Origin of the sequence: Robertmurraya massiliosenegalensis JC6 (assembly GCF_000311725.1) — a bacterium.
Taxonomy (GTDB): domain Bacteria; phylum Bacillota; class Bacilli; order Bacillales; family Cytobacillaceae; genus Robertmurraya; species Robertmurraya massiliosenegalensis.
In genome coordinates, this window is sequence record NZ_HE978513.1 from 551308 (window position 1) to 564138 (window position 12831).

Consider the following 12831-nt stretch of genomic DNA (forward strand, 5'->3'; position numbering starts at 1 on the left):
TGAAGAAAATAACTTACATATTCTTAATTAATTCATCTCCAAATTCAGAGCACTTAACCTCTGTAGCACCGTCCATTAAGCGAGCAAAGTCATATGTTACAACTTTTGATGCAATGGTTTTCTCTACAGATTTTGTAATCAGATCTGCTGCTTCATTCCAACCTAAGTGTTCTAATAATAGTACACCAGAAAGAAGAACAGAAGATGGATTTACTTTATCTAAACCTGCATACTTCGGAGCGGTACCGTGTGTCGCTTCGAAAATCGCATGTCCTGTTTCATAGTTGATATTTGCTCCTGGAGCGATACCGATACCACCAACTTGAGCAGCAAGCGCATCGGAAATATAGTCTCCGTTTAAGTTCATTGTTGCTACAACATCGAACTCACGAGGACGTGTTAAAATTTGTTGTAAGAAAATGTCCGCAATCGCATCTTTTACGATAATTTTACCTGCAGCTTCAGCTTCTGATTGAGCTTTATTAGCAGCATCGACACCTTCTGCATCCTTAATACGATCATATTGAGCCCAAGTGAATACTTTATCACCGTATTCTCTTTCAGCAAGTTCATAACCCCAATTTTTGAAAGCACCCTCTGTAAATTTCATAATATTCCCTTTATGTACGAGCGTAACAGATTTGCGACCTTCTTTAAGGGCATACTCAATAGCTGAACGTACTAAGCGGCTAGTTCCTTCTTCAGAAACAGGCTTAATCCCGATCCCTGACGTTTCAGGGAAACGAATTTTATTAACCCCTAATTCATTTTTCAAGAACGAAATTAACTTTTCAACTTCTTCAGATCCTTTTGCATATTCAATCCCTGCATAAATATCTTCAGTATTTTCACGGAAAATAACCATGTCAGTATCTTGAGGACGCTTCACTGGAGAAGGAACTCCTTCAAACCAACGTACAGGACGTAAACAAACAAATAAATCAAGCTCTTGACGAAGAGCAACATTCAATGAACGAATTCCACCACCGATTGGAGTAGTTAGTGGTCCTTTAATCGCAATTAGATATTCTCTAATCACATCAAGCGTTTCCGCTGGTAACCATTCACCCGTTTCGTTAAAAGCTTTTTCCCCAGCTAAAACTTCTTTCCATTCGATTTTACGTTCACCGTTATAAGATTTTTCAACAGCTGCGTCTAACACTCTTGATGCTGCTGCCCAAATATCTGGACCAATTCCGTCTCCCTCAATAAAAGGTACGATTGGATTATTTGGTACATTTAATACTCCGTTTGAAACTGTAATTTTTTCTCCTGCCATTTCTATTCCCCTCCAAATTCGTCTACCCTAGTAAAACAAGCTGCATCTAAATTCGTAATCAAAGGTTAGAGACTAGGCCATTTTATAAATTGGCCTTTGTCAACTAACCTTTCCTCATTCCTATCGCAGTCATTTTTACTTGGCTATTATATATAAAGTTGTGTGAGAAGGATAACCCCAATACACCTTCGCAAAGCAACAACTTTTATAAAGTAGCAAGATAATGTAAATTTACTTTTTCATTTTATACTATTAATTCCAATAATAAACACTTTTCACTTTTTTATTCTACCACAAGTTGATGAATAGGTTGTAAAAAATCTATCCTCTTTGTTCAACTGGAACATACTGTTGCATTCCCGGCCCAGTGTATTCAGCACGAGGACGGATTAAGCGGTTATTCTCATATTGCTCAAGAATATGTGCCAGCCAACCAGACACACGACTTACGGCAAAAATAGGTGTAAATAGATCATGATCGATCCCAAGACTATCATAAACAGATGCAGAATAGAAATCTACATTTGGTGGTAGATTCTTTTCTCCTGTAACAATCGCTTCAATTTGAATGGACATTTCGTAATATTCCGGTTTACCTGTCAAGTTTGTAAGTTTTTCAGACATTTCCTTTAAATGTTTCGCACGAGGGTCTCCTTGGCGATACACACGATGACCAAAGCCCATGATCTTTTCTTTCTTTGTTAGTTTTTCACGAACATAGGAATCTACATTATCGACAGAACCGATTTCGGTGAGCATTTTCATAACGGCTTCATTGGCACCACCGTGAAGTGGACCTTTAAGAGCACCGATAGCTGACGTAATACCAGAATATACATCGGATAAGGTCGCCACACAGACGCGTGCTGTAAAAGTAGATGCATTTAGCTCATGGTCCGCATGAAGAACAAGTGCCTTATTAAATGCTTCAACTGCTATTGGCTCAGGCTCTTTCCCTGAAAGCATATAAAGAAAATTTGCTGCAAAACCTAGATCTTTTCTTGGTGCAATCGGCTCAAGTCCTTTTCTAATACGTGCAAATGCCGTAACAATTGCAGGCATTTTTGCTTGTAAGCGAATCGCTTTACGATAGTTCGCTTCTGGCTCCATTAAATCCGCCTCTTCATCATAAAGACCTAACAACGATACAGCTGATCGGAGGGCACCCATTGGATGAACTTTATCAATGGGATACAATTTAAAATGTTCGATTACTTCTTTAGGTAGATCTGCGTTAGCAGCTAGCTCTTTATTTAGTGTCTCTAGTTCAGATAGTGTTGGAAGCTTTCTGTGCCAAAGTAAGTAAATCACTTCTTCAAAACTAGCATTCTCGGCAAGATCATCAATGTTATACCCAACATATGTTAGTGTATCATCAATAATTGAACTAATTGACGATGATGTTGCTACTACCCCTTCAAGTCCACGTGTCACTGTCATGCTAAAACCTCTCCTTTACCTTTTAAAATTTCCCCGTATCCTTTTCTCTGTTCCTTGAATCGATTCCACAATTTGCAAAGGTCTTTACACAAAACGATTAATAATGAATATGGTATCTATAAAGAAATGTAACGATTTCGATTCGGCCTTTAAACATCGCCATTATGAAATTGATTCACTTCACAAATAAATGATCTAACAAAGATCATTAAGTCAGACAACTTCGTCTGAACAATAAAAAGTTATGTCATCCCCTGAGCGGTTGCTCAATTATACCCAAAAAGAAACTGCTTTCATTCTAATTGAGTTTACTGCTAAAATGATGTAGCTTATACGAAATCCCTTTGTTCATTGTTGCGCATCACAATACGGATACGCTTACAAGTCCTATTATAAACAATTATCTGACATTTGTGAATGAAAAGTATCCAAAATGTGAAAAAACAAATATTTTATTAGAAAAATATAACGTAAATATTCCTCGAAATTCCTTCTTTAATCCCGTGTAAGAAGGAATTTCGACCTATTTAAATAGGTCGAATACCTTCATTGCCATATAGGCGATACCTGCTCCAATTAATGGACCGACAGCAATTCCTTTAAATACAGATACAGCAATAATCGTTCCTAGCACAAGTGCTGTCGTAATATGAGGGTCTGCTGCTAGCAACGAAACTCCCCCTTTTGCCAATAACGCAACAGAAATTCCAGAAAGTAGGGCGATCCACGCATAAGGGGATTTAAATGCCCCTGATAAATCCTTAAATCCAATATCCCCACTAGCAATTGGAGCTAAAACGGCAATGGTAATAACAATTACGCCCCAGTTTATTCCTTTTGATTGTAAAATGGCAAAAAACTTTGAATCTACACCAAATACCTTCATAATAAGGAGAAAAGCCACCGCAATAATAAGGGAGCTATTTTTTGCAATTAATCCAATGACCAGTAATAAAATTAAAAAGAGCATTGGTTGAGAAAACATTATAAAATACATCCTTTCATCCTTCTATGCTATTGTAACATAGCGTCTTGATTTCATGTCTTTGATGGCTTTTACAATTTTTGTGAGGATGAGAATCTTTTTTAATTTTCATACGTACTCATTAGAAATAGTTTTTATGACAAAATCAACGAAGTCGACCATTTAAGTTTTAAATAAAAATGAACTAAATAAGGAGGTTCACTTTGAACATTACATACTTGCATCGCACTGTTCGATTTGTTGTTGTTGTTGGAATCATTGTTCTTGGTTTTCTCTCATTATATTTTCTTTCAAAGGTTACGTATCCATTTATTATTGGGTTAATGATTGCCTTTTTCATGAATCCTTTGGTGAATTTTTTTGAGAAAAAAGCAAAAATGCCTAGATTTCTCGCTGTTCTTATAAGTCTTGTGATCATTTTTGCCTTTTTTGCAGGTCTAATTACATTGCTCATTGCTGAAATTGTTTCAGGTGCAGATTATTTAGCTCAAGTTGTTCCAACCCATCTAGAAACGTTAATTGATTATATTGAGCATTTCTTTGCAGCACAAATTATCCCTTTATATAATCAAATTACAAGCATGTTCAACAGCCTTGATACTGGCCAACAAAATACGATTCTTGAGAATATTGAAAATGTTGGAAGAACAATTGGAACAACGTTAGGGAACTTTATTCAAGGTTTTTTTGAGAAAATCCCGAACATCGTTTCATGGTTCCCAAATGCAGCGACTGTTGTTATTTTTTCCTTATTAGCGACATTTTTTATTAGTAAGGATTGGTATCGATTGTCTACTTCGGCAGGAAAACTCATTCCTTCGAAAGCTAAATCAAGCTCTCGTACAGTGTTTTTAGATTTAAAAAAGGCCATGTTTGGCTTCGTTAAGGCACAACTAACACTTGTTTCATTAACAACGATGATCATTTTAATTGGACTGATCATTCTACGGGTTGATTATGCCATTACCATTGCTCTCGTTACGGGCTTAGTCGATATTATTCCTTATTTAGGGACAGGCTTAATCTTTGTTCCGTGGATTATTTACGAAGCGGTAGCTGGGGAAATTTCAATGGCGATTGGTCTTGGAGTGCTTTATATTATTGTTTTGGTGCAAAGACAAGTTATGGAGCCGAAAGTCCTCTCTTCGAATATCGGATTGGATCCACTTGCTACTTTAATTTCGTTATTTGTAGGCTTTAAGCTCATTGGATTCCTCGGTCTAATTGTTGGTCCCGTCACATTAGTTCTTCTTACTACTCTACATAGAGCCAATGTTTTTAGAGATATTTGGGCATTTATTAAGGGGAAAGAAGCGTAAAAAGAAGACGTCATCCAAAAGGTGACGTCTTCTTTTTATCTTATGATCGTAACATTTCCATTGTCGATCCATTTTTTGAGCCATTTTTTCATTCGTCCTTTAAAAAATACACGTGTTTGTGGGAGAAGTAATAAAAAGCCCATTGTATCTGTAATAAATCCAGGGGTTAGAAGGAGAACTCCTCCCACTAGTATACATATTCCGTCAACAATTGCCTCACCTGGCACTCTTCCATATTGCATCTCAAGCTGAGCCCTTCTCAAAGTCTCCAGCCCTTGCTGTTTCGCTAAATATGCTCCAAGAATCCCAGTCAAAATAATAATTGATATGGTTGCCCAGACGCCTATTATTTTTCCAGAAAGGAGCAGGACGAAAATTTCTCCCGCTGGTATGATGAGTAAAAATAGCAGTATATATCTCATCGTCATCCCCCTTTTTCAAGCCAATGACTCGTACCTTGTACTTCTATTATATTCATATGTATGAAAATTAGAAAAGGAAGGGGACCTCCCCTTCCTCATTCATCTTTAAAGGACACTTGCATGACCGTTATAGATAACGCCTCTCGTTGCATCAACAGTTACTTCTTGTCCATCTTTTAAAAGCGAAGTTGCATTTTCTGCACCGACAATAACTGGGATTCCTAAGCTCAATCCAACTACTGCCGCATGGCTTGTTAAGCCACCTTCTTCTGTAATAAGGGCAGAGCTCTTCTCAATAGCTGCCATCATTTCAGCATCTGAACCAATTGTCACTAATACAGAACCTTCTGTGACCTTTGCTAATGCTTCAGACGCATTTTTAGCAACAACCACTTTTCCATAAGCAGATTTACGACCAATGCCTTGTGCTTTTACAAGAACATCCCCAACTACATGAATTTTCATGAGGTTTGTTGTACCTGATTCACCTACTGGCACACCAGCTGTAATGACAACAAGGTCGCCATGCTTCACTAGTTTGCTATTAAGGCTTTCTTGGACAGCGATATCAAGCATATCATCTGTTGTATTCGCACTTTCCCCTAATTGTGGATATACTCCCCACACAAGAGCTAAACGACGATAAACAGATGGATGGTACGTTACTGCAATAATTGGAGCTTGTGGACGATACTTCGAAATCATTCTTGCTGTATGACCACTTTCTGTTGGCGTTATAATTGCATTAACAGAAAGATTTAAGGCAGTATGGGCGACAGATTGACCAATCGCATCGGTAATATTTGTTTCGATTGCTTTCGTTCTTTTTGTTAAAAGACGTTTATGATCAAGTGCTGATTCTGCCCGGGAAGCAATATTATGCATCGTTTGAACTGCTTCAATTGGGTACATTCCAGCAGCCGTTTCTCCAGATAGCATAATCGCATCGGTGCCATCAAAAATGGCATTCGCCACGTCACTTGCCTCTGCTCTTGTTGGACGTGGATTTCTTTGCATCGAATCAAGCATTTGAGTCGCTGTAATAACTGGTTTCCCTAAATCATTACATTTCTTGATCAATTCTTTCTGAACAAGTGGTACTTCTTCAGCAGGTATTTCAACACCTAAGTCTCCACGAGCAACCATTAAGCCATCCGATACTTCCAAGATTTCGTCAATATTATCAACGCCTTCTTGGTTTTCAATTTTAGGGATAATGTGAATTTGAGTGCCGTTATTTTCTTCCAGCAGCTTGCGAATCTCCATGACATCTGATGCACGACGAACGAAAGAAGCAGCAATGAAATCAACATCTTGCTCAATTCCAAAGAGAATGTCCTTCGCATCCTTTTCGGTAATTCCAGGTAAGTTGACAGAAACGCCTGGTACATTGACCCCTTTTTTGTTTTTTAACGTTCCGCCGTTTAAAATTTTTGTCTGAATTTCTTTAGAAGCACGATCAATTTCAAGAACTTCAAGTCCGATTAGTCCATCATCTAATAAAATTTTTGAACCAGGATGAACATCATCAATTAGACCTTCGTATGTAACTGAGAATTTGTCGACAGTACCTTCTACTTCATTCATGGAAATGATAACGGTTTTACCAGCTTCTAATTCAATCGCTCCATCAACCATGTTATGCGTACGAATTTCGGGACCTTTTGTATCTAATAAGATTGCGACATTTTTGTTTGCTTTTTTTGAAGCTTCGCGGATGTTGATAATCCGTTGACCGTGCTCATTGTGATCTCCGTGAGAGAAATTCAAACGAGCAACATTCATACCAGCTTCCATAAGTTGCGTAAGCTTTTCCACACTTTCACTAGCTGGACCAATTGTACAAACTATTTTTGTTTTACGCATTTAACGTGTAACCCTCCTGAAAAAATCATTGTTTTTTTATACAGTTTTTGCAGTGAATATGTCTATTTGTAAATGTTCAAGAACTGACATTTACCCGCCTATGGGGTTGTATAGGTACACATTCTTTTGCACGGATTTTTCCGCTTCCCCCTCTTTTAGTGGCTAAATGGGAGTGATTATCCCATCTAGCATCCAAATGCAACATTGTTTGCGAAAAAAGCCTAAATGATCTATTGCAGCTTTCTTAGAGTTTCAAGTTGATCATAAGCGAATTCTAGATTAGATAGATAGCTCTTTAGAAAGCTTTAACATTCCCTTGTCAATTTGGTGCTTCATTGTTTCTAATGCTTCAATGATATCATAATCTACTAACTCATTTTTAACGATCCCTACTGCACGTCCACCTTTTTTCTCTAATAACAATTCTACTGCACGTGCGCCTAGACGGCTTGCTAACACACGATCGTTAGCTGTTGGTGTTCCCCCGCGTTGCATATGACCTAACACGGACACTCGAGTATCATAATTCGTTGATTCTTTAATTTGCTTCGCGATCTCTACTCCGCTTCCTACACCTTCAGCAACGATAATAATACTATGCTTCTTGCCACGATCACTACCCTTTCTTAAACGGGCAACAATATCATCCATAGAATAGTTTTCTTCAGGAATAAGAATCGTTTCCGCACCACCTGCTAATCCGGACCATAACGCAATATCTCCAGCATCACGACCCATTACTTCGATAATGAACGTTCTTTCATGTGATGTTGCTGTATCACGAATTTTATCAATGGCATCTATAACCGTGTTTAACGCTGTATCAAAGCCAATTGTAAAGTCCGTTCCAGGGATATCATTATCGATTGTTCCGGGTACACCTACACAAGGAAAGCCTTGTTCCGTAAGAGCTTTAGCTCCACGATAAGAACCGTCTCCGCCAATAACAACTAGACCGTCAATGCCAAATTTCTTTAACTGTTCAATTCCTTGTTGCTGTCCCTCTTTTGTCTTAAACTCTTCGCAACGAGCAGAATAAAGAACAGTACCACCTCTATGTATAATGTCTCCTACAGAACCAAGCTCTAATTTTTTAATATTTCCAGTTATCAAGCCAGAATAGCCTCCATAGATCCCGTAAACTTCTAGGTCGTGATAAATCCCTTTCCGAACAACCGCACGAACAGCGGCATTCATTCCTGGGGCATCTCCCCCACTTGTTAAAACACCAATTCTTTTCATATTAATCACCTCATACTTAATGACTTCCTATGTGTTAAATACTTTACACCCTATCACATATAAAAAGTTCTTATACTTTTACAATTCCATCATTTTACTTTCTTATTATAAACAGATTACCCTGTATTATTTACTTCTAAAATACCATGAAGAATATAGGTTCACAACTTATGGGAGTGCTTTCATCAATAGGCAGAATAATTGGTAAAATGCAAACGCTTAATACTGGAATTTTAAGCAAAAAAACGTACTTTTTGTAAATGAGTACGTTTTTTTGCTTGGCTAATTAAGTTGTGCTTATATATTCATTCTGAACCGCATACTCGCCAATATTTTTATATTTTTCATATCTTGTCGCAATCAATTCCTCTTCTGATAAAGGCATTAATTCCTTTAAAGAGTGAACAAGAGCATGATGAATCGCTTCTGCCTGCTCTGCCATATCCTTATGTGCTCCACCTTTGACTTCTGGAATAATTTCATCGATCACGTTAAGTTCTTTTAAATCAGGAGCCGTTATTCTCATTTTCTCAGCTGCAAGCTTTGCTTTTGAAGCATCCTTCCACAAAATAGACGCAGCGCCTTCAGGAGAAATAACAGAGTACGTGGAATTCTCTAACATATGGAGATGGTTTCCCACTCCTAATGCTAAGGCACCTCCACTTCCACCTTCCCCAATGACAATGCAAATAATTGGCACGCGAAGACCCGCCATTTCAAAAAGATTACGAGCAATCGCTTCACTTTGCCCTCTTTCTTCAGCGGCTTTACCCGGATATGCACCCTTCGTATCAATAAAACAAATAATCGGTCTTCGGAACTTATCTGCCTGCTTCATCATACGAAGTGCCTTTCGATACCCCTCTGGATGAGGCATTCCAAAATTCCGGCGAATATTTTCCTTCGTATCTTTTCCTCTTTGATGTCCAATGATTGTGACAGGTAGTCCTTGAAATTTCCCAATCCCAGAAACAATTGCTTCATCATCACCAAAACTACGATCACCGTGACATTCAAAGAAATCAGTAAAAAGAAGAGAGATATAGTCCAAAGTAGTAGGACGATTTGGGTGACGAGCAATTTGGACCCGATCCCAAGGGTTCATATTTTCGTAAATCTCTTTTTCTAATCTTCCAAGACGAATTTCCAGCTTTTCAATTTCATCAGTAAGATCAACATCTGCTTCTTTTGTGATCTCTCTTAATTCTGATATTTTTTTCCGTAATTCTATGACTGGCTTTTCAAATTCTAGTTCTCCAACCAATTGAGGTCACCTCCCGGCTGATGAATATCCAGTATTGTCGTCATTTTTTCCTTTAAATCAAGCCTAGATATAACAGCATCTAGCTGACCTTTCTCTAAAAGAAATTCTGCAGTTTGAAAGTCCTCTGGCAATTCCTCACGAATCGTTTGCTCAATAATTCTTCTACCTGCAAAACCAATTAATGCCCCTGGCTCAGCAAAATTATAATCTCCTAATGAGGCAAAACTTGCTGAAACCCCTCCTGTTGTTGGATGAGTCATAATCGAAATAATTAAGCCACCATGATCACTAAATCGCTTTAATGCCACACTTGTTTTGGCCATCTGCATAAGGCTTAGTACACCTTCTTGCATTCTAGCGCCACCTGAGGCAGTAAAGATGATAAAAGGGACGGAAAGTTCGTCTGCTTTTTCAATTGCTCGGGTAATTTTCTCACCTACTACAGAGCCCATACTTCCCATTCGAAATGTGGAGTCCATAATAGCAACAACTACCTCGTGCTCATTAACACGCCCCGTGCCGGTTACAACCGCTTCATTTAGTTTCGTTTTCTTCTGGTCCTTCTCAAGCTTCTCAAGGTATTCAGGAAATTGAAGTGGATTACTAGACGCCAACTGTTGATCCATTTCCACAAAGCTTCCCTGATCTAAAAAACTGGCAATTCTCTCATTTGCATTCATTGGATGATGATATTGACAGTGAAAACAAACTTTTAGATTTTTCGTTAATTCCTTTGAATACATGATTTTTTTACAGTTTGGACATTTCGTCATAATTCCTTCAGGTACATCATGCTTAGCTGCTTCAGAAGGGATCGTTGCATATTTTTTCTTTTTTGGTTTTGAAAATAAATCCTTGATCACGGTCTCTCTAACCTCCCCATTTCACACAATTTGTATCTTTCGCCCTAGTGGTCTGACCACTAACGGATAAAGAAATGCCTTGAAAAGGCAAATGTTGTCCTACAACATTATGTGTGAATGCTCCTCATATGTTGTCGATATGTGATTTTTACAATAACTTTCTAAGCTTCTTGTATTTCTCTAAAACTTCTTGTTCATCCCCATCTAATAGGGCATCTAATAATATTATATAAGCTGATTTTGAGCTCGTCTCTTTCTTCAGGTCTAACGAGCAATAAAATTCATTCAGTATTACCCATATTCGATAGAGTAAATGATTATCCGTTAATTCGATAATCTTTAAAAAGAATTCATCATCCGTTATTTCCATCGTCTCTACATTGTGACGAAATTGATGAATCTGTTCATCATTATTCCTTTGCAGTACGGCTCTTAAACCATCCATTTCAATATATTGAATGGTTCCCTTTAAATCTTTTACTACTTTTTGATCTTGTAAAATGAAAGTGCTTATTATTTGCACCATTTGATTCCCACGAGAATCACGCAGAAACGTTCCTTCTCCTCTACGAGTCTCAATTAATCCTAAAAGCTCAATTGCTCTTAATGCTTCTCGAACGGAAGAGCGCCCAACTTGAAGGCGCTCCGAAAGCTCACGTTCTGAAGGTATTTTATCACCAGGTTTAAGACCGTCCTCATCGATCATCTTTCTAATTTTCTTAACGATTTCAATATAAACCTTTTGGCTTGCAGCTTCTGAATTCAAATTTCCTCATCACTCACTTTTTCCAATGATTGCAAGTGTGCTCGTTTTCCGTTTTACCTCGTCTGGATCAACTTTAATACGGGCAACACCTGTCTCCATCGCTGCCTTAGCAACAGCTGCCGCGACTTCCGGCGCAACTCTCGGGTCAAATGGAGCCGGTATCACATAATCTGCTGATAATTCATCATCTCCAACAAGACTTGCGATTGCTTCAACAGCTGCAACCTTCATTTTTTCATTTATATGTGTTGCACGGACATCTAATGCCCCGCGAAAAATCCCTGGAAAAGCAAGGACATTATTAACCTGGTTTGGGAAATCAGAACGTCCAGTTCCTACAACCTTTGCTCCAGCATCCTTCGCTTCATCTGGCATAATTTCTGGATTCGGATTGGCCATCGCAAAAATAATCGGATCTGGATTCATAGAACGAACCATTTCCGAAGTCAGGGCTCCCTCTACCGAAACACCGATAAAGACATCTGCGCCTTTGATAACATCGGCAAGGCTGCCTTCCTCATTATTGCGATTGGTGAATTTTGACACTTCATCTTTAATCGCATTCATACCAAAGGAACGACCTTCATAGATAGCTCCTTTCGTGTCACACATAACAATATCCCGTACACCGTAATGATATAATAATTTTATAATAGCGATTCCCGCAGCTCCTGCCCCACTCGCAACAACTTTAATTTCTGTCATTTTCTTGCCTACAAGTTTAAGTGCATTAACAAGACCTGCTACCGTGACGATTGCGGTGCCGTGCTGATCATCGTGAAAAACAGGGATGGATGTCTCTTTTTTCAATCTTTCTTCTATCTCAAAGCATTTTGGTGCAGCAATATCCTCTAAATTCACACCACCAAAAGTCGGCTCAAGAAGCTTAACTGTTTCTACGATTTTGTCGACATCAGACGTATTTAAACAGATTGGAAAAGCATCTACTCCGGCAAAACTTTTGAATAATACAGCCTTTCCTTCCATAACTGGCAATGCAGCGGCTGGACCGATATTCCCCAAACCAAGCACGGCTGTTCCATCTGATACGACTGCAACCATATTTCCCTTCATCGTATAGTCATATACACTTTCAGGCTTATCATAAATTTCTTTACATGGTTCTGCCACTCCTGGTGAATAGGCCAAACTTAGATCCTTAGCGTTTCTTACAGGTATTTTCGATTTTGATTCCAATTTCCCTTTGTTCATTTTATGCATATGCAATGCTTCTTCACGTAAAGTCAAGCGACATTCACTCCCTTTAGGATTATCCCCCTCTAAATTCCGTAAGTGGTCTGACCACGCTGTATATTAGAACAATATACCATATTCATTTGAATTGTAAAGATTAAAATTTTGAATGATTGTTTAATAATGGATAT

General features: G+C 38.4%; 11 protein-coding genes. 1 reads left to right on the forward strand and 10 read right to left on the reverse strand.

Translation table 11 applies throughout. The features are described from left to right. Window positions 1-13: 13 nt before the first annotated feature. The 3 genes from icd to BMSHG_RS12595 all read right to left on the reverse strand — a co-directional run bounded on the left by icd (window position 14) and on the right by BMSHG_RS12595 (window position 3704). Window positions 14-1279, reverse strand: a complete 1266-nt coding sequence (gene icd / locus BMSHG_RS12585; protein WP_019154815.1) for an NADP-dependent isocitrate dehydrogenase — start codon at window positions 1277-1279, stop codon at window positions 14-16. A gap of 321 nt (window positions 1280-1600) precedes the next feature. Further along, window positions 1601-2719: a citrate synthase gene (citZ, locus tag BMSHG_RS12590; RefSeq protein WP_019154816.1), complete on the reverse strand. Its 1119-nt coding sequence runs from the start codon at window positions 2717-2719 to the stop codon at window positions 1601-1603. Window positions 2720-3242: 523 nt separating this feature from the next. Next, complete coding sequence (locus BMSHG_RS12595; protein WP_019154817.1) at window positions 3243-3704, reverse strand: DUF441 domain-containing protein; 462 nt, start codon at window positions 3702-3704, stop codon at window positions 3243-3245. A 203-nt stretch (window positions 3705-3907) separates the two neighbouring features. On the opposite strand from BMSHG_RS12595, the gene ytvI reads away from it, so the two are divergent. After that, on the forward strand, window positions 3908-5023 hold the full coding sequence (gene ytvI, locus BMSHG_RS12600; RefSeq protein ID WP_019154818.1) for a sporulation integral membrane protein YtvI: 1116 nt from the start codon (window positions 3908-3910) through the stop codon (window positions 5021-5023). Window positions 5024-5058: 35 nt separating this feature from the next. On the opposite strand, the gene BMSHG_RS12605 is transcribed toward ytvI, so the two are convergent. From BMSHG_RS12605 to BMSHG_RS12635, 7 genes are all read right to left on the reverse strand, one after another. Continuing rightward, entirely contained in the window at window positions 5059-5445 is a 387-nt protein-coding gene (locus BMSHG_RS12605) for an FxsA family protein (protein WP_019154819.1), read from the reverse strand. 105 nt (window positions 5446-5550) lie between these two features. Further along, a complete protein-coding gene (pyk, locus tag BMSHG_RS12610) occupies window positions 5551-7311 on the reverse strand; it encodes a pyruvate kinase (RefSeq protein ID WP_019154820.1) in 1761 nt (586 codons plus the stop codon). A gap of 279 nt (window positions 7312-7590) precedes the next feature. Further along, window positions 7591-8553, reverse strand: a complete 963-nt coding sequence (pfkA, locus tag BMSHG_RS12615) for a 6-phosphofructokinase (protein ID WP_019154821.1) — start codon at window positions 8551-8553, stop codon at window positions 7591-7593. 286 nt (window positions 8554-8839) lie between these two features. Then, window positions 8840-9817 (reverse strand): acetyl-CoA carboxylase carboxyl transferase subunit alpha, encoded by a 978-nt coding sequence (gene accA, locus BMSHG_RS12620; protein ID WP_019154822.1) that lies wholly within the window; start codon window positions 9815-9817, stop codon window positions 8840-8842. Further along, window positions 9802-10680: an acetyl-CoA carboxylase, carboxyltransferase subunit beta gene (accD, locus tag BMSHG_RS12625; protein ID WP_019154823.1), complete on the reverse strand. Its 879-nt coding sequence runs from the start codon at window positions 10678-10680 to the stop codon at window positions 9802-9804. Before accD ends, accA begins: the two co-directional genes overlap by 16 nt. 148 nt (window positions 10681-10828) lie before the next feature. Next, window positions 10829-11446, reverse strand: coding sequence for a FadR/GntR family transcriptional regulator (locus tag BMSHG_RS12630; protein ID WP_019154824.1), 618 nt, complete (start codon window positions 11444-11446; stop codon window positions 10829-10831). 9 nt (window positions 11447-11455) lie between these two features. Continuing rightward, window positions 11456-12694 (reverse strand): NAD(P)-dependent malic enzyme, encoded by a 1239-nt coding sequence (locus BMSHG_RS12635; RefSeq protein ID WP_019154825.1) that lies wholly within the window; start codon window positions 12692-12694, stop codon window positions 11456-11458. Window positions 12695-12831: the final 137 nt, after the last annotated feature.

What these genes read in the sequence shown, in the direction of transcription:
- icd (WP_019154815.1), bottom strand. Translation starts at nt 1,279, where the DNA reads ATGGCAGGAGAAAAAATTACAGTTTCAAACGGAGTATTAAATGTACCA.
- citZ (WP_019154816.1), bottom strand. Translation starts at nt 2,719, where the DNA reads ATGACAGTGACACGTGGACTTGAAGGGGTAGTAGCAACATCATCGTCA.
- BMSHG_RS12595 (WP_019154817.1), bottom strand. Translation starts at nt 3,704, where the DNA reads ATGTTTTCTCAACCAATGCTCTTTTTAATTTTATTACTGGTCATTGGA.
- BMSHG_RS12605 (WP_019154819.1), bottom strand. Translation starts at nt 5,445, where the DNA reads ATGAGATATATACTGCTATTTTTACTCATCATACCAGCGGGAGAAATT.
- pyk (WP_019154820.1), bottom strand. Translation starts at nt 7,311, where the DNA reads ATGCGTAAAACAAAAATAGTTTGTACAATTGGTCCAGCTAGTGAAAGT.
- pfkA (WP_019154821.1), bottom strand. Translation starts at nt 8,553, where the DNA reads ATGAAAAGAATTGGTGTTTTAACAAGTGGGGGAGATGCCCCAGGAATG.